This is a genomic window from Pseudomonas sp. GM74 (genome assembly GCF_000282455.1).
Lineage (GTDB): Bacteria > Pseudomonadota > Gammaproteobacteria > Pseudomonadales > Pseudomonadaceae > Aquipseudomonas.
On record NZ_AKJG01000102.1, the window covers coordinates 51,715 to 75,072 of the forward strand.

Sequence of the window (23,358 nt, forward strand, 5' to 3'; positions counted from 1 at the left end):
TGTTATTCGTTGATGCGACGGGCCAGGCTGTTGGCGCTTTGGATCAGCACCCGGCGGTAGTCGTTGTAGTTATTCTTGGCATCGGCCCGTGGGGCGACGATACACAGGGTCGCGATGGCCACGCCGTTGAGGTCTTTGACCGGCGCGGCGAAGCAATGGGTAAAGGTGTCGGCGACGCTATCGAAGGAAAAGAATCCATCGATACCGGCCTGACGGATTTCCTTGAGGAACTGCTCCAGAGGCAAGCGTTCGCCATCGGGCAGGATGAAGTCGTCGTGGTCGATCAGGTCGACGATTGCCTGGTCGCTCAGGTGCGCCAGCAACAGGCGCCCGGATGCGGTCCAGGGGATGGGCGCGTTTTCGCCGATGTCCGAGGAAATGCGAAAATGCCGCTCCCCCTCTTTCATCAGCGCAACGGTGTATTTGCGCCCGTTGAGCAGGCACATCTGCGCGGTTTCATGGGTCTGGCTGACGATTTCCTGCAAGGCGTGATCGGCCTCGCGGGTGAGGTCGAAATGGCGCAAATGCGCCTGGCCGAGAAAGTACAACTGACGACCGAGGTAGACGTGACCGTCCTTGCCCACCGGCTCCAGGATCCGTCGTTCCAGCAGCGAGGCCACCAGTTCGTAGACTGTGGATTTGGGGCTGCCGATGCCGTTGGCGATGTCGTTCGGGCGCAGGGGCTGGCCGATTTCCTTGAGGAAATCGAGGATATCGAACGCCCGGTCCAGACCGCGTGCCCGGCGCTTGATGGTGTCTTCGGTCATTTCAGTGGTTCCCATTCAAAGTCGCCGGGGAGTTTACCCAGAGCGCAATGCTGGCCGTAAGGTCGCCTTCGCTGGCAAGCCAGCTCCCACAGGTTCTGTGTGCTGCCACAGATTGCAAACACACCTTCAATTCCTGTGGGAGCGGCGGTGCGACGATTCGACTTGCCCGCGATGGGCGCGACTCGGTTCAAGCCTTTTTCTTATACGCGATGCAATCGATCTCGACCTTGCAGTCGACCATCATGTTCGCCTGCACACAGGCCCGCGCCGGGGCGTGCTCGGGCTTGAAGTACTCGGAAAAGACTTTGTTGAAACTGGTGAAATCCCGCGGATCCTCCAGCCATACACCAGCACGCACCACGTCTTCCAGGCCGAAACCTGCCTCTTGGAGAATCGCGATCAGGTTTTTCATGGTCTGGTGGGTCTGTTCGACAATACCGCCAGTAATGATCTCGCCGTCCACCGCCGGCACCTGCCCGGAAACGTGCAGCCAGCCATCGGCTTCAACAGCGCGGGCGAAAGGGCGAGGCTGACCGCCAGCGGCGGTGCTGCCGGTGCCGTAACGAGTAATGCTCATGAGTGTTTCTCCTGATTGAAAATTGAAGGATCAAAAACGGGTGCTTTTGAGAAATTCCGCCAGTCGTGGCGATTGCGGGCGTTCGAACAGGTCCTTGGGCGGCCCCTGCTCTTCGATACGCCCCTGATTCATGAAGACGATCTTGTCCGAAACCTCGAAGGCAAAGCGCATTTCGTGGGTCACCAGCAGCATGGTCATGCCGTCTTCGGCCAGGCCCTTGATCACGCTCAACACTTCGCCGACCAGTTCCGGGTCCAGCGCCGAGGTCACTTCGTCGAACAACATCAGGCTCGGGTTCATCGCAATCGCCCGGGCGATCGCCACGCGCTGCTGCTGACCGCCAGACAATTGACCGGGAAAGTGATCGCGCCGCTCCAGCAAGCCAACGCGCTCCAGCCATTTCTCGGCCAGGGCCACGGCCTCGTCCTTGTGCAGCTTCTTGACCTTGAGCAGGCCCAGGGTGACGTTCTGCAATGCGCTCAGGTGCGGAAACAGGTTGAACTGCTGGAACGCCATGCCGGTCATGGCGCGATGGCGGGCAATGACTTTTTCCGGGTGACGAATGCGTTTGCCGTTGACCTCGTCATAACCGATGGATTCACCGTCGAGCAGGATCTGCCCGCCCTGGAACTCTTCAAGCATGTTCACGCAGCGCAGCAGCGTGGTCTTGCCCGAACCACTGGAGCCGATCAGCGTCACCACGTTGCCGCGCTGCATGCTCAGGTCGACGCCCTTGAGCACTTCGAGCTGGTCGTAACGCTTGTGCAGGCCGCGAATGTCCAGCAGCGGTTGGCCGTTTTGTGCATTGGTTTGAGTCTGAGTCATGGCAAAGCCACCCGCTTTTCAATGTGCCGGCCGAGTAATTCGATGCCGTAGTTGATGACGAAGAACAGGAAACCGGCGAACAGGTAAAACTCCAGGGTCATGAACGTCCGGGCAATGATCTGCTGGGTGCTGAGGAGCAGCTCTGCCACACCAATCACCGACAACAGGGTCGAGGCCTTGACGATCTCGGTGGACGAGTTGACCCAGGTCGGCAGGATCTGCCGCAACGCCTGGGGCAACAGCACGTAACCGAGAGCCTGGTAGAACGTCAGGCCGATGGCCTTGCTCGCCTCCATCTGCCCGTTCGGCAATGCCTGCAACGCACCGCGCACGATCTCGGCAACGTGAGAGCCGCAGAACAGCGTCAAACCCAGCGCACCGGCCTGGAAGGCGCTGATCTGCCAGCCGAGTGCCGGCGCCATGTAGAAGCACGCCAGCACCAGCACGAACACCGGCGTGCCGCGTATCACATCGACATAAAAACGAAACGGTGCGCGCATCCAGAACTTGCCGTAGGTCAGTACCAGTCCGGCGACGACACCAACCAGCGTGCCAAGCAAAATCGCCAGCACCGACACCTGGACACTGGTCAGGAAGCCCTGCCACAGGGGTTCGCGCGCCACCCACAACTCATGCAACCAACTGGGGGATTCGTACATGGGAGCCTCCTATCGGCGAATCGCCAGACGCTGTTCGAGGTAACGCAGCATCATGGCAATGAGGTAACAGGCCGCCACATAGAGCGCCGTGGTCACCAGCCAGGTTTCAATCACCCGGTAGCTCTCGACATTGATCTTGCGCGCGTAATAGGTCAGCTCCGGTACGGCAATCGCGGCCGCCAGCGAGGTGTCCTTGAACAGCGAAATGAAGTTGTTCGACAGCGCCGGCAATACATTGCGCAGCATCACCGGCACGGTAACGTAGGCCTTGACCTGCCACTCGCCCAGGCCAATGGCCAAACCGGCTTCACGCAGGCCCTTGGGAATGCTCAGCAAACCGCCACGGAACACTTCGGTCAGGTAGGCCCCGGCATACAGCGACAGGGTGATGATGAACGACGGGATCTTGTCCAGCCGGATCCCCAGGCTCGGCAACGCAAAGTAGATCAACAGGATCAACACCAGGATCGGCGTGTTACGGATCACCGTGACATACACAGACGCCAGTACCCGCAATGCACGATGCTTCGACAGCAATGCAAACGCCATCATCAAGCCGATCACGCAGCCGATGGCGATCGACACCAGGGCCAGTTCAAGGCCCATGCCGAGCCCCGCCAGCAAGGTGTCGAAATCGCGCCAGACGGCGGCAAAGTTCAACTGATAGTTCATGGTCAGCAGTACCTGAACGGGGCGATTCATAACCGCCCCGCTCTCACGGGATCATTTGAATTCGACAGGGAAACCAATCGCGGGAGTCGGCAGGTCTACGCCGAACCATTGCTTGAACGATGCCGCGTAAGTCGGGAACTCAACGCCGGTCATGGCTTCATGCAGGGTGGTGTTGACGAAGTTTAGCCAGTCCTGATCGCCGCGCTTGACCGCGCAGGCGTAGGTTTGCGGGCTCCAGGCGTAAGCCGGGCTGCGATAGCGGCCGGCGTTCTGCACCATCAGGTATTTGACCGAAGACTGGTCGGTGGCCGCCGCGTCGGCACGACCGGAGTTCACGGCCTGATACATCAGGTCAACGCTGTCGTACTGATCGACCTTGGCCTTGGGCAGTGCCTGATGCACCAACTCTTCGGCATAGACGTTTTGCAGCACCGCCACGGTCAGGCCATCGCCGGCGGCTTTCATGTCGTCGATTTCCTTGTACTTGCTGTTGGCCGGCAACAGCAGGCCCACGCCTTCGCGGTAGTACGGCAGGGTGAACGCCACTTGCTGGGCACGGCTGGCGGTCACGGTGATGAACTGGCAACTCATGTCGACCTTGTCGGTCAGCAGGTTGGGGATACGCGCGTCGGACGACTGCACCACGAACTCGACCTTGCTCGGGTCGTTGAACAACCCTTTGGCGACCATTCGGGCGATATCGATATCGAAACCCTGCAACTTGCCATCCGCGCCCTGGAAGTGCCACGGCGCGTTGGTGCTGCCGGTGCCCACAATCAGTTTGCCGCGGGCCAGAACGCTATCGAGCTTGCTGTCCGCCGCCTGGGCCACGCCCATGGCAGCGGCAGAAGCCGCGAACAGAAGAACACATGCTTTGAACAAGGAAGGTCGGCGATGCATGGCAAGCACTCCAGGGTAATGTGCATTCCGCTATACCGGAACATGGTATGTAACAACGGAATAGACAGCAGAAAGTGTGCCACAGGATGTGGAGGGAATGTGAGGGGGAATGAAATTTGTTTTGAATCAGAGGGATGCGTACAAACAGTAAAAAACGTTACGAATCGCTCGGCACCGTAACCGCTACCGTTGGCTACAAAGGGCGGGTATCTGGTTCTCAAACGGGCTGCGCCAATGCACAGCCCTGCTCCATCGGCATCGGCATCGGCATCGGCATCGTCAGCGCTGCCGGGCAACCCTTGTGCGCTGAACCGATGTCCTCGCAATCAGTGCTTGAATGACGTCATCACCCGCTCGGCATTTTCATCGCAACTCATGCCTTCGGGCCGGGCCTGAATGGTGTCGATCCATTCCAGCAACTGCGCCTTGCTGTGGGCCAGGTGCCGTTGCATCTCTTCGATCTGCCCGATCTTGCGATGCAGGCCCGCCATCAACTCATCGTGCTTGAACGCGCCCGTCACATTATCCGGCAGCAATTGCTTGAGCTCCTCCAGACTGAAACCGGCCTGTTGCGCGCATTGGATCAGTTGCAGGGTTTGCAGCGCCTGTTGCGAGTAACGCCGATACCCGTTGGAAGAACGCTCGACCTGCCGGATCAATCCCTGAGACTCGTAAAAACGGATGCGCGATGCGGTCAGCCCGCTCAACTGCGCCAATTCGCCAATTTTCATTGCGGCCTCACTTTCCTGCTTGACATTAAAGTTAACTTTAAGCTTAGCCTCTACTCATCACTTCGAGGAGTCAAGCATGTCACCCTTCCAGATCTTGAATTTGCCCAACGGCCAGACCATCGGCAATCGCATTGCCAAAGCCGCCATGGAAGAGAACCTCGCCAACACCGATCAGGTGCCTGACCAGGCGCTGTTTCGCCTCTATCAGGCCTGGGCCGAAGGCGAAGCCGGTTTGTTGCTGACCGGCAATGTGATGATCGACCGCCGCGCCATGACCGGCCCCGGCGGCGTAGCGCTGGAGGACGAACGCCATCTGGAGCGCTTCCGCCAGTGGGCCAGCGTCGGCCGGGCTGGCGGTGCACATTTCTGGGTGCAGCTCAACCACCCTGGCCGCCAGACCATGGCCAACCTTGGCCAGCAAACTCTGGCGCCGTCGGCGGTTGCGCTGGATCTGGGCCAGTTCTCGAAGATGTTCGCCGAACCCAAGCCCATGAGCGAAGACGACATCCAGGAGGTGATCCGACGCTTCGCCACCAGCGCCGCACTGGCCGAGAAAGCCGGTTTTACCGGCGTGCAGATCCACGCCGCCCACGGCTACCTGATCAGCCAGTTTCTTTCGCCGCTCACCAATCGGCGCACCGATCAATGGGGCGGCACCCTGGAAAATCGTGCGCGCCTGCTGTTGTCCGTCGTCGAGGCGGTTCGCAAGGTTGTGTCGCCGCAGTTTTGTGTGTCGGTAAAGCTCAACTCGGCGGATTTCCAGCGCGGAGGTTTCGATGCCGATGATGCACGGCAAGTAATCCAGTGGCTCAACGAACTACCGCTCGATCTGCTGGAGCTCTCCGGCGGCAGTTACGAAGCACCGGCCATGCAAGGCGAAGCCCGCGACGGCCGGACCCTGGCACGTGAGGCGTACTTTCTGGAAATGGCCGGCGAATTGGCCAGCGTGGCGCGGATGCCGGTGATGGTGACCGGTGGGATCCGGCGATTGGCAATCGTCGAACAGGTTCTCGACAGCGGCATCGCCATGGCCGGCATCGGCACTGCGCTGGCCGTGGAACCGCACTTGGTCAAGCACTGGCGCGAAGGCCTGGACAGCCACCCACAACTGCCGCCGATCCGCTGGAAGCGCAAGCCCCTGGCGGCACTGGCGAGCATGGCGGTGGTCAAGTTCCAGCTGCATCGCTTGAGCCGTGGGCGCAAAACCCGACCTGAAGTTTCGGCGTTGTGGGCGTTGATTCTCGACCGGTTATACATTGGCAAGCGCACCCGGCAGTACCGGCAGGCGATGGGTAAGTAATCCGGAATTGATGTTGACTGATCCACCGCCTTCGCGGGCAAGTCGGATCGCCGCACCGCCGCTCCCACAGGTCATGCGCAGATTTTGAAATGGCGCTGATCCTGTGGGAGCGGGCTTGCCCGCGAAGGGGCCAGTACAGGCAAAACAGATCTCAGCCCGGAATCAGCTCGTCAATATGCCGATACTCGGCCTGCAACTGCGCCGCCAACACCCGGCTGCGCCCGAGCCTGATCGGTCCGCGCTCGATGTCGATCAACAGCCCCGGACACTCCAGCGTCGGCAGCAGCGACCAGTCCTTCAGCCGACCATCGGTCAACAACAGCAACCGCTGCTGCTCTGCCGGAAAACGTTTCTGCCGTGCGGCAAGCCACTGCCCTGCTTCGTTCAATGCCGCCAGCAGCGGCGTGCCGCCACCGGCACCCAGGCCATCGAGCCAATGGCGCAACCCGGTCGAGGCCTTCAACCCCTGAACCTGCCACTTGGGTGCAGCACCGCTGGCCGTGAGCAGGGCCAGTCGCGCGCGCTGACGATAGGCATCGTCGAACAACTGCGCCAGCAAGCCCTTGGCATCGCTCAATGCCTGATGACGGCGGGTCGATGCGGAGGCATCCACGATCACCAGCCACAGTTCATGGGGCGAACGTGTGCGCAGGTGAAACAGCAGGTCGTCGTGCTGACGCGGTCGACCATTGAGCAATGTGCACGGCCAGTTGATCGAACCGCTGGGGGCCGTTTGACGCTTGCCCTGTTTGCCGTGGTCCAGCCGCCCGGCACGGGGTCTGGCATTCGCCCCCGCGTTTGAGCGAGGACGAATGCCTAGGGCTTTTTTGGCCAGCTCGGCACTTCACGTCGTGCGCCGACCGCCAGCGCCTGGGCAGGCAACTCGCCCCACTGGCCCTGCCCTTCGCTCGGATTGGCGTTCTGCGGCGCAGAGGGTTGCGCCGCTTGGGATTGCGCAGGATGCGGTGGTGAATGCTCGCGACGACGATGGCGCAAGGCGAACTCGGCGACGGCATCGATATCGTCCTCGGCGATAGCGTTCGCCCCGCGCCAGGCGGCGTGCGCCCGGGCGGCACGCAGCCAGACCAGATCGGCGCGCAATCCATCGACGCCAGAAGCAAAGCAGCGCTCGGTAATCTGTGCCAACGCCTGGTCATCGAGGGGAATGTTTGCCAGTGCGTTGCGTGCGTTCTGGCAACGTTCGCGCAGAGACGCCTGCGCCGATTCCCATTCGGCGCAAAAACCTTGCGGATCGCTGTCGAAATCCAGGCGACGGCGGATGATCTGACCGCGCTCGGCAGGCGCAGTATGGCCACCGAGTGCGACGTTCAGGCCGAAACGGTCAAGCAATTGCGGACGCAGTTCGCCCTCTTCCGGGTTCATGGTGCCAATCAGCACGAACTTCGCCGAGTGCCGATGGGAAATGCCGTCGCGTTCCACCAGATTGGTGCCGCTGGCAGCCACATCGAGCAGCAGGTCAACGAGGTGATCGGGCAACAGATTGACCTCGTCGACATAGAGCACGCCACCGTCGGCCTTGGCCAGCACGCCGGGGGAAAACTGTGCCCGACCTTCGCCCAGCGCCGCGTCGAGATCAAGGGTGCCGACCAGGCGCTCCTCGGTGGCGCCCAGCGGCAAGGTGACGAACTGACCGCTGGCCAACAGGTCCGCCAGACCGCGGGCCAGGGTCGACTTGGCCATGCCTCGCGGGCCTTCGATCAGCACGCCGCCGATTTTCGGGTCGATGGCGGTCAGGTACAGGGCCAGCTTCAAATCGTCGGCGCCGACCACGGCGGAGAGCGGAAAATGCGGGGTGTCGGTCATTGTTTAATCTCGGTCATGGTCGGTGATGTCATAGACACCTGTATCCCACAGGGTTTGCGGTGACTAGCTGTCTTCTTCTATATCCAGCAACAGATTCTCCAATGCCTCGCGGTACTCGCCGGGCTCCTTCCACATCCCGCGTTGTTGCGCCTCGAGCATGCGCTCGGTCATGTCGCGCAAGGCATGGGGATTGTGTTCACGGACAAAATCCCGGGTGCCTGGGTCGAGCAAGTAGGCATCGGCCAGCAACGCGTACTGGTGATCGTCGATCAACTGCGTGGTGGCGTCGAAGGCAAACAGGTTGTCGACCGTCGCGGCCATTTCGAACGCACCTTTGTAGCCGTGACGCTTGACGCCTTCGAGCCACTTCGGGTTGGCCGCCCGGGAGCGGATCACCCGGTTCAGCTCTTCCTTCAGGGTACGAATCTTCGGCAGGTCCGGCTGGCTGTGGTCGCCATGATAGCTGGCCGCTGCCTCGCCTTTCAGACTTTCCACCGCCGCGAGCATGCCGCCCTGAAACTGGTAGTAATCGTTGGAGTCGAGCAAATCGTGCTCGCGGTTATCCTGGTTTTGCAGCACCGCCTGCACCTGGCTCAGGCGCTGGCTGAATTGTTCGCGGGCGGCGGTGCCTTCGTCGGAACCGCCGTAAGCGTAGCCGCCCCAGTTGAGGTAGACCTCGGCCAAGTCCTCGCGGCTCTGCCACAGGCGACCGTCGATGGCGCCCTGCACGCCCGCGCCGTAGGCGCCGGGCTTGGCCCCGAATATCCGCCAGCCGGCCTGACGTCGCGCAGCCTCTTCATCGAGCCCTGACTGCAGCAAGGCTGCACGCTCGGCGCGTACCTTGGCCGCCAACGGGTTGAGGTCGTCCGGCTCATCGAGGTCGGCCACCGCTTGCACCGCCGCGTCGAACAAGCGAATCAGATTGGCAAAGGCATCGCGAAAAAAACCGGACACACGCAAGGTCACGTCGACCCGCGGACGGTCAAGCAGACTCAACGGCAGAATCTCGAAATCATCGACCCGCTGGCTGCCGGTGGCCCACACCGGACGCACGCCCATCAGCGCCATCGCTTGGGCGATGTCATCGCCGCCGGTGCGCATGGTCGCGGTGCCCCACACCGACAGACCGAGCTGGCGCAAATGATCGCCGTGGTCTTGCAGGTGTCGCTCCAGAATCAGGTTGGCCGACTGGAACCCGATGCGCCACGCCGTGGTGGTCGGCAGGTTGCGCACGTCCACCGAATAGAAGTTGCGCCCGGTGGGCAGCACGTCCAGGCGACCACGGCTGGGCGCGCCGCTGGGGCCGGCCGGGACGAAACGACCGCTGAGGGCGTCGAGCAAGCCGCGCATTTCCGCCGGGCCGCAGGCGTCCAGGCGCGGGGCGACCACTTCGCGCAAACCATCGATGATGGCCTGCACTTCATTCCAGCCTGCCCCTTGTGGGAGCGGGCTTGCTCGCGAAAGCGGCGGGTCAATCGACATCAATGTTGAATGCTCAACCGATTCCCGAGCAAGCCCGCTCCCACAGGGATTATTCAACGCGTCCGAAATCAACTGCGCGGCAAACAGTTCCAGGCGCTCGCGGGTATCGCCCGCCGTGCGCCAGGTCTCGTTGCTGATAAGCAAAAGTGGTTCGGGACGCGGCCCGGTCCAGGGGTCGGCCAGCGTGCAATCCAGTGGGTCGAAGCCCAGACCGAAAGCCTTGGCCAGGGCCCGCAGCAGACTCGACTGCGCGCCCCGCCCATCGCCCCGTGGAATGCGCAACAACGCCAGCAAGGTATCGATGCGCAAGCGCCCGGCGGGCGATTCGCCGAATACATGCAGACCATCGCGGATCTGCGACTCTTTCAAGTCGCACAGGTAAGTATCGAGCCGCGGCAACCAGATCGCCGCGTCGGCATCGCTGTCGAGCTGTTCGTCCAGTTGCAGTTCACGGTCGATGTGGGTGTCACGCACCAGTTGCAGGATGTCGCGCTGCAACTCTCGGGCACGACGCGGATCCAGCAGTTGCGCCTCGTAATACTCGTCGGCCAACAGTTCGAGGTTGCGCAGCGGGCCGTAGGTTTCGGCGCGGGTCAGCGGTGGCATCAGGTGATCGATGATCACCGCCTGGGTGCGCCGCTTGGCCTGGGCGCCCTCGCCCGGGTCGTTGACGATGAACGGATAGATGTTCGGCAGCGGCCCGAGCAACGCATCTGGCCAGCAGTTTTCCGAAAGCCCGACGCCTTTGCCCGGCAGCCATTCGAGGTTGCCGTGTTTGCCGACGTGGATCACGCCGTGGGCGCCGTAGGTGTTGCGCAGCCAGAAGTAGAACGCCAGGTAGCCGTGGGGCGGCACCAGGTCCGGGTCGTGATACACCGCGCTCGGGTCGACCTGATAACCCCGGGCCGGCTGAATGCCGACGAAGGTCAGGCCAAAACGCAGGCCGGCGATCATCATCCGCCCGCTGCGACACATCGGGTCGCTCTGCGGTGCACCCCAACGTTCAAGCACCGCCGTGCGGTTGGCTTCGGGCAGGGCATTGAACATCGCCAGATAGTCATCCATCCCCAGGCTTTGCTGGCACGGACGCAGGTCGAGGGTCTCGAGGTCGTTGCTGACGCCGCCCAGCAACTGCTGGATCAGCGCGGTGCCGCTGTCCGGCAACTCGGCCGGTAATGGATAACCTTCGGCATGCAGTGCCCGCAGGATATTCAGCGCGGTTGCCGGGGTGTCCAGGCCGACGCCGTTACCGATGCGGCCGTCGCGGGTCGGGTAATTGGCGAGAATCAAGGCAATGCGTTTTTCTGCATTGGGCACCCGCGCCAGGTCGACCCAACGCCGCGCCAGTTCGGCCACGAAATCCATGCGCTCCGTTTGCGGCCGGTAGCACACCACATCCGACTGACTGCGCTCACTGCGCCACGCCAGGTCCTTGAAACTGATCGGGCGGCTGATGATGCGTCCGTCCAGTTCAGGCAAGGCTATGTGCATCGCCAGGTCACGGGGGCCAAGCCCCTGTTCGCTGGCGCGCCAACCGGGTTCGTTGTCTTGGGCGCAAATCGCCTGGATCACCGGAATATTGCGGCGAAACGGGCGCAGATGGGGTGCTTCCGGACTGGATTGGGCGAAGCCGGTGGTGTTCAAAATCACCGAGACGTTGGCCTCGTCCAGCCAGTCCTCGACCACGCTAAGACAACCGGGTTCTTTCAGGCTGGCCAGCGCAATCGGCAATGGATTCAACCCCGCCGCCTGCAATCGCTGGCAAAAAACATCAATGAACGCGGTGTTCGCCGCCTGCAAATGCGAGCGGTAGAACAGCACCGCCGCCACCGGTTGATCGGCGTGCCAGTCGGCCTGCCAGTCGCTCAGTGCGGCGGAGTGTTTGTGCGGATGGTAAACCGCCGTGCGCGGCAGGGTTTGCGGCTCGCCCCAGGTGTAATCACGGACCAGCCAGCGGTTAGCCAGGCAGCGGAAGAAATCGAGGGCGTTGCCCATGCCACCCTGGCGCAGAAACTGCCAGAGCCGGTCGCGATCCTCGGCACCGACGGTGCTCAGGTCGCTGAGCTCCGGGTCCGGGCGATCATCGCCCGGCACCAGAATCACCTGCACGCCGCGCTGCGACAGCTCTACCAGGCGCTCGATGCCGTAACGCCAATAGGCGATGCCGCCGTGCAGCGAAATCAGGATCACCCTGGCGTGACGCAGCACTTCATCGACGTACAAATCGACCGAGGCATGGTTCTGCACCTGCATCGGGTTGGCCAGGCGCACGCTCGGGTAATCGTCGGGCAATTGCTGCGCCGCTTCGGCAAGCAGCGCCAGGCTGGAATCGCCGCTGCACAGGACCACCAGCTCGGCGGGGGTTTGTCCAAGGTCGGCAATGTTGTCTTCCGACACGAAACCGCCGGGCTGGGTCCTGAGCAGGTGCATGGTTTACACGCTGAGCGCGGCGCGCAATTGCGCTTCGAGAACAGTGGCGTCCAGTTCCTGGCCGATCAGCACCAGGCGGGTGATGCGCGCCTCTTCGGCACCCCACTGGCGGTCGAAGTGCTTGTCGAAACGCGTGCCCACGCCCTGGATCAGCAAGCGCATCGGTTTGTTCGGGATTGCCGCAAAACCCTTGACCCGCAGGATGCCGTGCTGGACCACCAATTGGGTCAGCGCATCCAGCAGCAGGCTTTCGTCGGCTTGCGGCAGTTCGATGGAGATCGAATCGAAGGCATCGTGATCGTGGTCATCATGATCGTCGTCGCCATCGTGGTGATGGTCGTGGTGGCTGTGACGGCTGTCGATGTGTTCTTCGGAGCCGGCACCCAGGCCGATCAGCACGTCCAGCGGCAGGCGACCGCTACTGGCTTCGACGATTTTCACCGCTGGCGGCAACTCTTCGGCGACTTCCAGGCGTACACGGGCCAGGTCCGCCGGGTTGATCAGGTCGGTTTTGTTGAGAATCACCAGGTCGGCGCTGGCCAGTTGGTCGGCGAACAGTTCGTGCAGTGGCGATTCGTGGTCCAGGTTCGGGTCGAGCTTGCGTTGGGCGTCGACTTGATCCGGGAACGCGGCAAAGGTGCCGGCGGCCACGGCCGGGCTGTCGACCACAGTGATCACCGCGTCCACCGTGCAGGCGCTGCGGATTTCCGGCCACTGGAAGGCTTGCACCAGAGGCTTGGGCAGGGCCAGACCGGAGGTTTCGATCAGAATGTGGTCCAGATCGCCGCGACGGGCCACCAGTTCGCGCATCACCGGGAAGAATTCTTCCTGGACAGTGCAGCACAGGCAGCCGTTGGCCAGCTCATAGACACGGCCGTTGGCTTCTTCTTCGGTGCAACCGATGGAGCACTGCTTGAGGATTTCGCCGTCGATGCCCAACTCGCCAAATTCGTTGACGATCACGGCGATGCGGCGCCCCTGGGCGTTGTCGAGCATGTGCCGCAGCAGCGTGGTCTTGCCCGAGCCGAGAAAGCCGGTGACGATGGTGACGGGGAGTTTGGCCAGTGTTTTCATCGGATGCCCTATGGCTTAGGTGGCGGGCATGCGGGACGACGACCGGCAACGCGGGGTCGCGTGCCTGAAGAGTTCGCCACCGGATCACCCCGCCCGGTTGAAAGTGAGAATCTGTAACGAGGCAGGTCTCCTGGCTGACGGTGTGCCGGCCTTGAGCCTGGCATTCGCTGCGCCTTCCCGCCGGCCTCATGGATTGAGCCTGCAGTGGCGTGGCAACGAACATCACCGTTCACAGTTGCGGGGGCAGCCGCGGCATCGACCGCGTTCCCTTCTTAGCTTCGGCAAATACCGAAGAACCTCGAGAGCGCAAGGCTACGCATGGTCTTGGGGCGGGTCAATGTTCACGTGACTTCTGCGGTGTGCCCTTCGCGAGCAAGTCGGATCGCCGCACCGCCGCTCCCACATTTGATCGGGTTCTTGCAGGGGAAAAGGGTCAAGTGTGGGAGCGGGCTTGCTCGCGAAGAAAGCGACTCGGTTTCCAGTTGAGAACCCTTGCCAATTGACGCCCAACCCCCGCCCATGCTCTCCTACACACCTTGTTACGGGTGCCCTTCACAGGGTGAAACGGGAAACCGGTGAATCATGTGCTTTACTCTTAAGCCATGTCAGTCCGGTGCTGCCCCCGCAACGGTAAGCGAGCGAAGCGTCAGATCCACTGTGCCCCCAAGGCATGGGAAGGTGATGTTTTCAGGTTCAGGCCCAAGCCTGTGCCCCTCGTGAGCCCGGAGACCGGCCCGCAACACAAAGTGACCAGTACGATCACTGAACCAACAAACCCGCGGTGGGCGGGCGCTGTTTGAACCTCTGCGCGCCTGGTCGTGCGGGGGTTTGCATGCGCTCTTATTCCCCGCTGACAGACCAGAGGGATACGCCATGTCGATCATCAGCAGCGCCGAACACACATCCGCGAGCACCACCTCAACCCTGACCCAACGTCTGACCGCCGCCGTCTGCGCGTCGATCCTGGGCGCAAGCCTTGTGTATTTCGCCGGTTTCTCGCACATCGAAGCGGTGCACAACGCCGCCCACGATACCCGCCACAGCTCCGCGTTCCCGTGCCATTGAGAGCTGTCGACATGATCAAGCGTATTGCGCAAACCGCAGGTTTCACCGGGCTGCTGGCCGCCCTGTTGCTGACCCTGCTGCAAAGTTTCTGGGTCGCTCCGCTGATTTTGCAGGCCGAGACCTACGAAAAATCCGAACCGGCCGCTGTTGAAATGCATGAGCACGCCGACGGTGCGATGGCTGCCCACACTCACGATGCACAAGCCTGGGAGCCGGAAGACGGCTGGCAGCGCGTGCTGTCCACCACCGGCGGCAACCTGGTGGTGGCTGTCGGTTTCGCCCTGATGCTGGCCGGCCTGTACACCTTGCGTGCGCCGACCAAAACCTCCCAGGGCCTGCTCTGGGGCCTGGCCGGTTACGCGACCTTCGTACTCGCGCCGACCCTCGGCCTGCCGCCTGAATTGCCAGGCACTGCCGCCGCCGACCTGGCACAACGGCAACTGTGGTGGATCGGTACCGCCGCCTGCACCGCCGTCGGTATCACGCTGCTCGTGTTCAGCCGTCACTGGCTGATGAAAGTCCTCGGTGTGGCGATCCTTGCCGTTCCTCATGTGATTGGCGCGCCGCAACCGCAAGTGCATTCGATGCTTGCTCCAGAGGCGTTGGAAACCCAGTTCAAAATCGCTTCGCATCTGACCAACGTGGCGTTCTGGCTGGCCCTGGGCCTTATCAGCGCCTGGTTGTTCCGTCGCAAAAGCGATGGTCAATACCACGCATGACTGACGTCAGCACAGCGCCGACCCTGGTGGTCGGCCTGGGCTGCCAACGGGGCTGCCCCGTCAGCACGTTGCTCGCGCTGCTCGATCAGGCGTTGGAGGCGCACCAGATTGCTCGTCATGAAATCAAGGCGCTGGCCAGCATCGATTCGAAGCGCGACGAACCTGCATTGATCGAACTGGCTCAGCAGCTTGGACTGGAATTGAAGTATTTCAGCAGTGAACAACTGGCCGCTTATGAGCCGCAACTCAGCCATCAATCGCAAATAGCGTTTGAACGCACCGGTTGCTACGGCGTGGCGGAAAGCGCCGCACTGGCCCTGGCGGAACAACTGGCCCAGGGCCCGGCAAAACTGCTGATTCCACGACAAAAATACGCTCAGGCAACCCTGGCATTGGCCGGCGCTGCGTAAAAAACCGATAATCCCCGCCTTTGATCATGAACATTCTTCATCTGAAGCCCTGTTCAGCCTCTATTTTCCCACAGGAACCGACCATGACCGTCTACTTCATTGGCGCAGGTCCCGGCGACCCCGAGCTGATTACCGTCAAGGGCCAGCGGCTGATTCGCAGCTGCCCGGTGATCATTTATGCCGGCTCCCTGGTACCGGCCGCTGTACTGGAAGGTCACTGTGCCGAACAAGTGGTCAACAGTGCCGAACTGCACCTGGAACAGATCATCGACCTGATCAAGAGCGCCCACGCCAAAGGCCAGGATGTGGCCCGGGTGCACTCCGGCGATCCGAGCCTGTATGGCGCCATTGGCGAGCAGATTCGCTATCTGCGTGAGCTGGGCATTCCGTTCGAGATCGTACCCGGCGTCACCGCTACAGCCGCTTGTGCGGCGCTCTTGGGCGCGGAACTGACCCTGCCGGACATTTCGCAGAGCGTGATCCTCACTCGCTACGCCGACAAGACCGCCATGCCTCCCGGAGAGGAGTTCTCCAGCCTGGCGCAACACGGCGCGACCATGGCGATTCATTTGGGGGTCAATCACCTGGCGAAGATCGTTGAGGAGCTTGTGCCACATTACGGCGTCGATTGCCCGATTGCGGTGGTGCATCGCGCAAGCTGGCCGGATCAGGATTGGGTGGTGGGAACGCTCGAGGATATTGCCGGGAAGGTTGAAGCCAAGGGCTTTCGCCGTACGGCGTTGATTCTGGTGGGTCGGGTGCTGGGCAGTGATCACTTCAGCGAGTCGTCGCTGTATCGCGCGGGGCATGCGCATTTGTATCGCCCATAAGGCCCTCTTCGACTTGCTCGCGAAGGGGTCAACGAAATTTCCCCATAAAAAAACGGCGCTCACGGGGCGCCGTTTTTTCATTTCGCAGCGAACACCTTAGTAGTAGGCGTTTTCTTTCTGCGTGTGGTCGGTCACGTCGCGAACGCCCTTGAGCTCTGGAATACGCTCGAGCAAGGTGCGCTCGATGCCTTCCTTCAGCGTCACGTCGGCCTGACCGCAACCCTGGCAACCCCCACCAAACTGCAGGACAGCGATGCCGTCCTCGACCACGTCGATCAGGCTGACCTGACCGCCGTGGCTGGCCAGCCCCGGGTTGATCTCGGTTTGCAGGTAGTAGTTGATGCGCTCGTTGACCGGGCTGTCGGCGTTGACCATCGGAACCTTGGCGTTTGGGGCCTTGATGGTCAGCTGGCCGCCCATGCGGTCGGTGGCGTAGTCGACAACGGCATCGTCCAGGAAGGCTTCGCTGAAGTGGTCGATGTACGCGGTGAAGCTTTTGAGCCCCAGCGCGGTGTCTTCGGGTTTTTCTTCGCCCGGCTTGCAGTAGGCAATGCAGGTTTCGGCGTACTGGGTGCCAGGCTGGGTGATGAAGACGCGGATGCCGATGCCCGGGGTGTTCTGCTTGGAGAGCAGATCAGCCAGGTAATCGTGGGCGGCGTCGGTGATGGTAATAGCGGTCATGGAAACTCCTCGCAGGCTTGGACGCAGTTTACGCCAATCGACGCGCCGGACAAAGTCCTAGTATTTTTGTCGGGAAAGAATTGTGGGAGCGGGCTTGCGGTGTTTCAGAGGTTCTCGTAGCGGTTCATGTCCAGCACGCCCTCTTCCACTGGATCGATTTCGTGGATATAGCGGCTCAAGTCATGGAAATAGAACCAGAATTGCGGATGACTGCGGCGTACTCCCCAACGTTCGACGATTTTCTCGAAGCTGGCGGTGTCCCTGGCGTTTTCCATCGCATCCACAAAATCCGGCACTTGCCCGGCCGGGATGTTGAACATGAAGTTCGGGTAGCTGCTGAGCACACCCGGGAAAATCGTCAGGGTGTCGAGCCCCGGTTGGTAGCGCAGTGATTCACCGAGCAAAAACGCCACGTTGCTGTGGGCACGGTTACGCAACAGGCTGTAGACCTCACGCTTGCCGCTGCTGGTTTCAATACGCAGCAGGGTGGCTTCCGGCAACTGATCGATGACCTTCAGCCCGGCGGCCGGACGCGAAGCCAGGCGGCTCAGCGCCTGCTCGGCACTTTGCAGGTCCGGGTCGATGTTCGGCCGCGAACAGTAGGCTCCGTCACAGCGATTGATCGGGTCGGGCCTGGCATTAAGGTCGCCGTATCGGGCCAGCAACTGGTTGGCAAAGTCTCGCTTGGGATCGGCCGGGTTCAGTTTCAGTGCGGTCGGCGTGTCGTCGTCGATAGACTCGTAGTCGAGCCACATCTTGAATTTGCCACTGTTCTGATACCAGTCGTCGAGGTAGCCTTCCCGGGAATCGGCGGGCATCAGGCGCAGGAAATTCTGTTCGGCACCGTTGCGGATCAAGTCGAAATACAGGCGCGTCTGGGCCTGGTGAGACACGTTGCCAAACACGTCGAAGTTCACTGCCAGTTGATAGTAGGTGCGCTCCAGCAGCGGATAGTCGAACAGCCATATGGTTTGCGGAACCTCGCCGATCAGGCCTTTGGTCACCGAAGCGCTGTCGAAATGGCGGAAGATACTCAGCAACGCGTTGTCGTTGCCGGCCCACAGGGTCGACCAGCTCGGCGCTGGCTCATCGGCGTAGCTGTCCCGGCGCAAGGCTTCGTATTCGTTACGCTTGTCGCGGTAGTCGTGCCACAGGCTGAGGACGCTGCCGACATCATCGTTCTGCCCCGGCATGGCCAGCAACGGCGTGGCGTGCCCGCGATAGTTCGGATCGGTGACATACAGGTCGTGCTCGGGCGCCTGGAACAGCGCCCAGAAATTATCGCGAATCACGTCCGTGGCGATCTGACCACGACACACTGGCCCACGGATAAAGGTGCGCACAAAGTATTCGGCGTTATCGAGCATGAACTGATAACGCGCCTGGGCCGGAATCGCTTCGAAGGTGGCGAACGGGTTGGCCCGGCTCTGCGGCCCATAGCCCGGCAATGCGTCGACCTGCCAGTTGCCGCTGTAGAACAGGCTCTTGACCCGCGCCAGCTTCGCCGGACTCAGCGGATAGGTGATGTGGGTCTTGTGCACGATCACGCCCTGCACCGGCCACAAGCGATAGTAGAACTGCGTGCCCGGATCATCGTTCGGACGACGGGTGTTGATCAGGTCAATCGGCTGGCCGGTCGGGGTGCGCGAACGCACCCACTGGAAGAAATGCCCGGGCTCGCTGTCCTTGAAGTAGAGATGGGCGAGGAACCAGTGCTCGTACAGCCAGCGCCCCACCAGGCTTTCCCGGGCGCCCGGCGAATTGAGCAGGTTTTCCCATTGCACCACCTCCAGGGCTTCCCTGGCGCTGGGCGCCAGTGCCTGCTGATCGATCGGCGCGCCGGCCGCCAGCCAGCGTTGCAGCGTCTGGTACTGCTGGTCGGTCAGGCCGGTTACTGCCAGCGGCATGCCCTCCTTCGGATGCCTGGCGGCGTAGCCGTCGAACTCTGCGGGCATGGCACACATGTTTTCCCGGTTCAGGCCCAGGACGATGTCCTCCGGCAGCCTGGCGTTGGGCTGCAACGGGGTTTTGTGACCCAGCTCCAACATCCGCGCCATCAATGCGGCCTGACTGCCCTGGGCATCGAGCACAGAATAGAAGCCCTTTTGCTGCCAGGCGGTTTTTCCGGAGGCGTCAAAAAACAGCCGTGTCGGGGCCACTGCTTTAGTGCGGTCACCGTCATAAACCGGGACTTTCGTCGCGCCACGCGCCGCGCCCTCGCCGCTGCCCAGATTGAGCTGACAGGCGGCGTCGTTGCAGGCGTGGCAGGCCACGCACTTTTCAGTGAAGATCGGTTGAATGTCGCGGCTGTATGAAATGGCAGAGGAAATCGCCGGACTTTGCGCCACAGCGCCCCAGCTTAAAAACAGCAGCAATGTGCTGATGACGAAGCGATACGACATGTCCCTGGTCCTGAATCCTGAAAAAACGCCGCGATTCTACCGGTCTGTCACCCCTACCAACATGAACGATATTCATGCAAATTCGAGCCACGCTCCAAAAGCGCACAGGTTTGCTATCATCCCGGCCCTTCGTCATGGCCTTACCGAGTAGTCCAAATGTCCGATCGCAGCGTTCGCCTTCAAGCTCTCAAGCACGCCCTCAAAGAGCGCATCCTGATTCTCGATGGCGGTATGGGCACGATGATCCAGAGCTACAAGCTCGAAGAGCAGGATTACCGTGGCAAACGCTTCGCTGACTGGCCAAGCGATGTCAAAGGCAACAACGACCTGTTGGTACTGACTCGTCCGGACGTGATTGGCGGCATAGAAAAAGCCTACCTGGACGCCGGCGCGGACATTCTGGAAACCAACACCTTCAACGCCACCCAGATCTCCCTGGCTGACTACGGCATGCAAGGCCTGGCGTATGAGTTAAACGTAGAAGGCGCACGCCTGGCGCGCAAGGTCGCCGACGCCAAGACCCTGGAAACCCCGGACAAGCCGCGCTTCGTTGCCGGCGTGCTCGGTCCTACAAGTCGCACCTGCTCGCTGTCCCCGGACGTGAACAACCCCGGCTATCGCAACGTGACTTTCGATGAACTGGTGGAAAACTACACCGAGTCCACCAAAGGCCTGATCGAAGGCGGCGCCGACCTGATCCTGATCGAAACCATTTTCGACACCCTCAACGCCAAGGCGGCGATCTTCGCCGTACAAGGCGTGTTCGAGGAACTGGGCATTGAATTGCCGATCATGATTTCCGGCACCATCACCGACGCGTCGGGCCGCACCCTGTCGGGCCAGACCACTGAAGCATTCTGGAACTCCGTGGCCCACGCCAAACCGATTTCCGTCGGCCTGAACTGCGCCCTTGGCGCCCGCGAATTGCGCCCGTACCTCGAAGAGCTGTCGAACAAGGCAGGCACCCACGTTTCCGCGCACCCGAACGCCGGCCTGCCGAACGAATTCGGCGAGTACGACGAATTGCCGTCGGAAACCGCCAAGGTCATCGAAGAATTCGCCCAGAGCGGCTTCCTCAACATCGTCGGCGGCTGCTGCGGCACCACGCCGGGCCACATCGAAGCCATCGCCAAGGCCGTGGCCGGTTATGCGCCGCGCGCGATTCCGGACATTGCGAAAGCTTGCCGTCTCTCGGGCCTTGAGCCGTTCACCATCGATCGCAACTCGCTGTTCGTCAACGTCGGCGAGCGCACCAACATCACCGGTTCCGCCAAGTTCGCCCGGCTGATCCGCGAGGACAACTACACCGAAGCCCTGGAAGTCGCCCTGCAGCAGGTCGAAGCCGGCGCCCAGGTGATCGACATCAACATGGACGAAGGGATGCTCGATTCGAAGAAGGCCATGGTGACCTTCCTCAATCTGATTGCCGGCGAACCGGACATTTCCCGCGTACCGATCATGATCGACTCCTCGAAGTGGGAGGTGATCGAAGCCGGCCTCAAGTGCATCCAGGGCAAGGGCATCGTCAACTCGATCAGCATGAAAGAAGGCGTCGAGCAGTTCATCCATCATGCCAGGCTGTGCAAGCGCTACGGCGCCGCCGTGGTGGTGATGGCCTTCGACGAAGCCGGCCAGGCCGACACCGAAGCGCGCAAGAAGGAAATCTGCAAACGTTCCTACGACATTCTGGTCAACGAAGTGGACTTCCCGCCGGAAGACATCATCTTCGACCCGAACATCTTTGCCGTGGCCACCGGTATCGAAGAGCACAACAACTACGCCGTCGATTTCATCAATGCCTGTGCCTACATCCGTGACGAACTGCCGTATGCGCTGACCTCCGGTGGCGTGTCCAACGTGTCGTTTTCGTTCCGTGGCAACAACCCGGTGCGCGAGGCGATCCACTCGGTGTTCCTGCTGTACGCGATCCGCTCCGGGCTGACCATGGGCATCGTCAACGCCGGGCAACTGGAGATCTACGACCAGATCCCGGTGGAACTGCGCGACGCCGTGGAAGACGTGATCCTCAACCGCACCCCGGAAGGCACCGACGCCCTCCTCGCCATCGCCGACAAGTACAAGGGCGACGGCAGCGTCAAGGAAGCCGAGACCGAAGAGTGGCGCAACTGGGACGTCAACAAGCGCCTGGAGCACGCACTGGTCAAGGGCATCACCACCCACATCGTCGAAGACACCGAAGAATCGCGCCAGTCCTTCGCCCGCCCGATCGAAGTGATCGAAGGCCCGCTGATGGCCGGCATGAACATCGTCGGCGACCTGTTCGGCGCCGGCAAAATGTTCCTGCCGCAAGTAGTGAAATCCGCCCGCGTCATGAAACAGGCCGTGGCCCACCTGATTCCGTTCATCGAACTGGAAAAAGGCGACAAGCCGCAGGCCAAGGGCAAAATCCTGATGGCGACCGTGAAAGGCGACGTACACGACATCGGCAAGAACATCGTTGGCGTGGTGCTGGGCTGCAACGGCTATGACATCGTCGACCTCGGCGTGATGGTGCCGGCGGAAAAAATCCTGCAGGTGGCCAAGGAACAGAAGTGCGACATCATCGGCCTGTCCGGCCTGATCACCCCGTCGCTGGATGAGATGGTCCACGTTGCCCGCGAAATGCAGCGCCAGGACTTCCATCTGCCGTTGATGATCGGTGGTGCCACCACCTCCAAGGCGCACACGGCGGTGAAGATCGAGCCCAAGTACAGCAACGACGCGGTGATCTACGTCACCGACGCCTCCCGCGCCGTCGGCGTGGCGACCCAGTTGCTGTCCAAGGAACTCAAGGCCGGATTCGTCGAGAAAACCCGCCAGGATTACATCGAAGTTCGCGAGCGCACGTCCAACCGCAGTGCCCGTACCGAACGCCTGAGCTATGGCGCGGCCATCGCCAAGAAGCCGCAATTCGACTGGGCGAGCTACACGCCGGTCAAGCCGACCTTCACCGGCACCCGGGTACTGGACAACATCGACCTCGACGTTCTGGCCGAGTACATCGACTGGACCCCGTTCTTCATATCCTGGGACCTGGCCGGCAAGTTCCCGCGCATCCTCCAGGACGAAGTGGTCGGTGAAGCCGCCACCTCGCTGTACAATGATGCAAGGGAAATGCTGCGCAAATTGATCGACGAGAAGCTGATCAGCGCCCGCGCGGTGTTCGGTTTCTGGCCGGCCAACCAGGTGCATGACGACGACATCGAACTCTACGGCGATGACGGCAAGCCAATGGCCAAGCTGCATCACTTGCGCCAGCAGATCATCAAGACCGACGGCAAGCCGAACTTCTCCCTGGCCGACTTCGTCGCGCCCAAGGACAGTGAAGTGACCGACTACGTGGGTGGTTTCATCACCACCGCGGGGATTGGTGCCGAAGAGGTGGCCAAGGCCTACCAGGATGCCGGCGACGACTACAACTCGATCATGGTCAAGGCCCTGGCCGACCGCCTGGCCGAGGCCTGCGCCGAGTGGCTGCACCAGCAGGTGCGTAAAGACTACTGGGGTTATGCCAAGGATGAAGCGCTGGATAACGAAGCATTGATCAAGGAGCAGTACAGCGGTATCCGTCCGGCACCGGGTTACCCGGCCTGCCCGGATCACACCGAGAAAGCCCAACTGTTCGCCCTGCTCGATCCCGAAGCCCAGGAAATGCGCGCAGGCCGCAGCGGCGTGTTCCTCACCGAGCACTACGCGATGTTCCCGGCAGCAGCAGTCAGCGGCTGGTACTTCGCTCACCCGCAGGCGCAATACTTCGCCGTGGGCAAGATCGACAAGGACCAGGTACAGAGCTACACCTCGCGCAAAGGCCAGGAGTTGAGCGTGACCGAGCGCTGGCTGGCGCCGAACCTGGGTTACGACAACTAAGCAGTCTTGCCAACCACAAATTGTGGTTGGTAAAGATCCCTTGTGGGAGCGAGCTTGCTCGCGATGACGGAGTAACATTCAACATTAATGTTGACTGATAATCCGCTATCGCGAGCAAGCTCGCTCCCACATTGGTTGTCCAG

20 protein-coding genes and 2 riboswitches are annotated in these 23,358 nt (G+C 61.5%); of the genes, 7 read left to right on the forward strand and 13 right to left on the reverse strand.

Annotated features, from left to right (window positions below; genetic code table 11):
* Positions 1-2: 2 nt before the first annotated feature.
* From PMI34_RS08565 to PMI34_RS08540, 6 genes are all read right to left on the reverse strand, one after another.
* Positions 3-767: an IclR family transcriptional regulator gene (locus PMI34_RS08565; protein WP_008051999.1), complete on the reverse strand. Its 765-nt coding sequence runs from the start codon at positions 765-767 to the stop codon at positions 3-5.
* Positions 768-954: 187 nt separating this feature from the next.
* Positions 955-1,344 (reverse strand): RidA family protein, encoded by a 390-nt coding sequence (locus PMI34_RS08560; protein ID WP_008052000.1) that lies wholly within the window; start codon positions 1,342-1,344, stop codon positions 955-957.
* Positions 1,345-1,374: 30 nt separating this feature from the next.
* A complete protein-coding gene (locus PMI34_RS08555) occupies positions 1,375-2,169 on the reverse strand; it encodes an amino acid ABC transporter ATP-binding protein (RefSeq protein ID WP_008052001.1) in 795 nt (264 codons plus the stop codon).
* Positions 2,166-2,828: an amino acid ABC transporter permease gene (locus tag PMI34_RS08550; protein WP_008052002.1), complete on the reverse strand. Its 663-nt coding sequence runs from the start codon at positions 2,826-2,828 to the stop codon at positions 2,166-2,168. Before PMI34_RS08550 ends, PMI34_RS08555 begins: the two co-directional genes overlap by 4 nt.
* 9 nt (positions 2,829-2,837) lie before the next feature.
* Positions 2,838-3,500 (reverse strand): amino acid ABC transporter permease, encoded by a 663-nt coding sequence (locus PMI34_RS08545; protein ID WP_032829783.1) that lies wholly within the window; start codon positions 3,498-3,500, stop codon positions 2,838-2,840.
* A gap of 51 nt (positions 3,501-3,551) precedes the next feature.
* Entirely contained in the window at positions 3,552-4,400 is an 849-nt protein-coding gene (locus PMI34_RS08540; RefSeq protein ID WP_008052004.1) for a transporter substrate-binding domain-containing protein, read from the reverse strand.
* Positions 4,401-4,534: 134 nt separating this feature from the next.
* On the opposite strand from PMI34_RS08540, the gene PMI34_RS28835 reads away from it, so the two are divergent.
* Entirely contained in the window at positions 4,535-4,741 is a 207-nt protein-coding gene (locus PMI34_RS28835; protein WP_157222732.1) for a hypothetical protein, read from the forward strand.
* Here PMI34_RS28835 and PMI34_RS08535 read toward each other — a convergent pair.
* Positions 4,727-5,131: a MerR family transcriptional regulator gene (locus tag PMI34_RS08535; RefSeq protein WP_008052005.1), complete on the reverse strand. Its 405-nt coding sequence runs from the start codon at positions 5,129-5,131 to the stop codon at positions 4,727-4,729. The genes PMI34_RS28835 and PMI34_RS08535 overlap by 15 nt on opposite strands.
* Positions 5,132-5,207: 76 nt before the next feature.
* Here PMI34_RS08535 and PMI34_RS08530 point away from each other — a divergent pair, with 76 nt between their 5' ends.
* A complete protein-coding gene (locus PMI34_RS08530; protein WP_008052006.1) occupies positions 5,208-6,431 on the forward strand; it encodes an NADH:flavin oxidoreductase/NADH oxidase family protein in 1,224 nt (407 codons plus the stop codon).
* 151 nt (positions 6,432-6,582) lie between these two features.
* Here PMI34_RS08530 and PMI34_RS08525 read toward each other — a convergent pair whose 3' ends face one another.
* From PMI34_RS08525 to cobW, 4 genes are all read right to left on the reverse strand, one after another.
* Entirely contained in the window at positions 6,583-7,128 is a 546-nt protein-coding gene (locus PMI34_RS08525; protein ID WP_008052007.1) for a vWA domain-containing protein, read from the reverse strand.
* Between the two features lie 119 nt (positions 7,129-7,247).
* Entirely contained in the window at positions 7,248-8,255 is a 1,008-nt protein-coding gene (locus tag PMI34_RS08520; RefSeq protein WP_008052012.1) for an ATP-binding protein, read from the reverse strand.
* Positions 8,256-8,318: 63 nt separating this feature from the next.
* Positions 8,319-12,167: a cobaltochelatase subunit CobN gene (gene cobN / locus PMI34_RS08515; RefSeq protein ID WP_008052014.1), complete on the reverse strand. Its 3,849-nt coding sequence runs from the start codon at positions 12,165-12,167 to the stop codon at positions 8,319-8,321.
* Positions 12,168-12,170: 3 nt separating this feature from the next.
* Entirely contained in the window at positions 12,171-13,241 is a 1,071-nt protein-coding gene (gene cobW, locus PMI34_RS08510; RefSeq protein WP_008052015.1) for a cobalamin biosynthesis protein CobW, read from the reverse strand.
* 103 nt (positions 13,242-13,344) lie between these two features.
* Positions 13,345-13,557, reverse strand: a riboswitch (cobalamin riboswitch).
* Between the two features lie 210 nt (positions 13,558-13,767).
* Positions 13,768-13,993, forward strand: a riboswitch (cobalamin riboswitch).
* Between the two features lie 121 nt (positions 13,994-14,114).
* Here cobW and PMI34_RS08505 point away from each other — a divergent pair.
* From PMI34_RS08505 to cobM, 4 genes are all read left to right on the forward strand, one after another.
* On the forward strand, positions 14,115-14,306 hold the full coding sequence (locus PMI34_RS08505) for a CbtB domain-containing protein (protein ID WP_008052016.1): 192 nt from the start codon (positions 14,115-14,117) through the stop codon (positions 14,304-14,306).
* Positions 14,307-14,317: 11 nt separating this feature from the next.
* Positions 14,318-15,025: a CbtA family protein gene (locus PMI34_RS08500; RefSeq protein ID WP_008052017.1), complete on the forward strand. Its 708-nt coding sequence runs from the start codon at positions 14,318-14,320 to the stop codon at positions 15,023-15,025.
* On the forward strand, positions 15,022-15,435 hold the full coding sequence (locus PMI34_RS08495) for a cobalamin biosynthesis protein (protein WP_008052018.1): 414 nt from the start codon (positions 15,022-15,024) through the stop codon (positions 15,433-15,435). Before PMI34_RS08500 ends, PMI34_RS08495 begins: the two co-directional genes overlap by 4 nt.
* A gap of 83 nt (positions 15,436-15,518) precedes the next feature.
* Positions 15,519-16,265, forward strand: coding sequence for a precorrin-4 C(11)-methyltransferase (cobM, locus tag PMI34_RS08490; protein WP_008052019.1), 747 nt, complete (start codon positions 15,519-15,521; stop codon positions 16,263-16,265).
* A gap of 96 nt (positions 16,266-16,361) precedes the next feature.
* Here cobM and nfuA read toward each other — a convergent pair whose 3' ends face one another.
* Positions 16,362-16,946: a Fe-S biogenesis protein NfuA gene (gene nfuA, locus PMI34_RS08485; RefSeq protein WP_007912592.1), complete on the reverse strand. Its 585-nt coding sequence runs from the start codon at positions 16,944-16,946 to the stop codon at positions 16,362-16,364.
* Between the two features lie 104 nt (positions 16,947-17,050).
* Positions 17,051-19,348, reverse strand: a complete 2,298-nt coding sequence (locus tag PMI34_RS08480; protein WP_008052021.1) for a fatty acid cis/trans isomerase — start codon at positions 19,346-19,348, stop codon at positions 17,051-17,053.
* 156 nt (positions 19,349-19,504) lie between these two features.
* On the opposite strand from PMI34_RS08480, the gene metH reads away from it, so the two are divergent.
* Positions 19,505-23,215 carry a methionine synthase gene (metH, locus tag PMI34_RS08475; RefSeq protein ID WP_008052022.1) on the forward strand — a complete coding sequence of 1,237 codons (3,711 nt, stop codon included), beginning with the start codon at positions 19,505-19,507 and terminating at the stop codon, positions 23,213-23,215.
* The last annotated feature ends 143 nt before the right edge of the window (positions 23,216-23,358 follow it).

Excerpts from the sequence above, each read along its gene's own strand:
- PMI34_RS08565 (WP_008051999.1), bottom strand. The coding sequence starts at position 767 with ATGACCGAAGACACCATCAAGCGCCGGGCACGCGGTCTGGACCGGGCG.
- PMI34_RS08560 (WP_008052000.1), bottom strand. The coding sequence starts at position 1,344 with ATGAGCATTACTCGTTACGGCACCGGCAGCACCGCCGCTGGCGGTCAG.
- PMI34_RS08555 (WP_008052001.1), bottom strand. The coding sequence starts at position 2,169 with ATGACTCAGACTCAAACCAATGCACAAAACGGCCAACCGCTGCTGGAC.
- PMI34_RS08550 (WP_008052002.1), bottom strand. The coding sequence starts at position 2,828 with ATGTACGAATCCCCCAGTTGGTTGCATGAGTTGTGGGTGGCGCGCGAA.
- PMI34_RS08545 (WP_032829783.1), bottom strand. The coding sequence starts at position 3,500 with ATGAACTATCAGTTGAACTTTGCCGCCGTCTGGCGCGATTTCGACACC.
- PMI34_RS08540 (WP_008052004.1), bottom strand. The coding sequence starts at position 4,400 with ATGCATCGCCGACCTTCCTTGTTCAAAGCATGTGTTCTTCTGTTCGCG.
- PMI34_RS28835 (WP_157222732.1), top strand. The coding sequence starts at position 4,535 with ATGCGTACAAACAGTAAAAAACGTTACGAATCGCTCGGCACCGTAACC.
- PMI34_RS08535 (WP_008052005.1), bottom strand. The coding sequence starts at position 5,131 with ATGAAAATTGGCGAATTGGCGCAGTTGAGCGGGCTGACCGCATCGCGC.
- PMI34_RS08530 (WP_008052006.1), top strand. The coding sequence starts at position 5,208 with ATGTCACCCTTCCAGATCTTGAATTTGCCCAACGGCCAGACCATCGGC.
- PMI34_RS08520 (WP_008052012.1), bottom strand. The coding sequence starts at position 8,255 with ATGACCGACACCCCGCATTTTCCGCTCTCCGCCGTGGTCGGCGCCGAC.
- cobN (WP_008052014.1), bottom strand. The coding sequence starts at position 12,167 with ATGCACCTGCTCAGGACCCAGCCCGGCGGTTTCGTGTCGGAAGACAAC.
- cobW (WP_008052015.1), bottom strand. The coding sequence starts at position 13,241 with ATGAAAACACTGGCCAAACTCCCCGTCACCATCGTCACCGGCTTTCTC.
- PMI34_RS08505 (WP_008052016.1), top strand. The coding sequence starts at position 14,115 with ATGTCGATCATCAGCAGCGCCGAACACACATCCGCGAGCACCACCTCA.
- PMI34_RS08500 (WP_008052017.1), top strand. The coding sequence starts at position 14,318 with ATGATCAAGCGTATTGCGCAAACCGCAGGTTTCACCGGGCTGCTGGCC.
- PMI34_RS08495 (WP_008052018.1), top strand. The coding sequence starts at position 15,022 with ATGACTGACGTCAGCACAGCGCCGACCCTGGTGGTCGGCCTGGGCTGC.
- cobM (WP_008052019.1), top strand. The coding sequence starts at position 15,519 with ATGACCGTCTACTTCATTGGCGCAGGTCCCGGCGACCCCGAGCTGATT.
- nfuA (WP_007912592.1), bottom strand. The coding sequence starts at position 16,946 with ATGACCGCTATTACCATCACCGACGCCGCCCACGATTACCTGGCTGAT.
- PMI34_RS08480 (WP_008052021.1), bottom strand. The coding sequence starts at position 19,348 with ATGTCGTATCGCTTCGTCATCAGCACATTGCTGCTGTTTTTAAGCTGG.
- metH (WP_008052022.1), top strand. The coding sequence starts at position 19,505 with ATGTCCGATCGCAGCGTTCGCCTTCAAGCTCTCAAGCACGCCCTCAAA.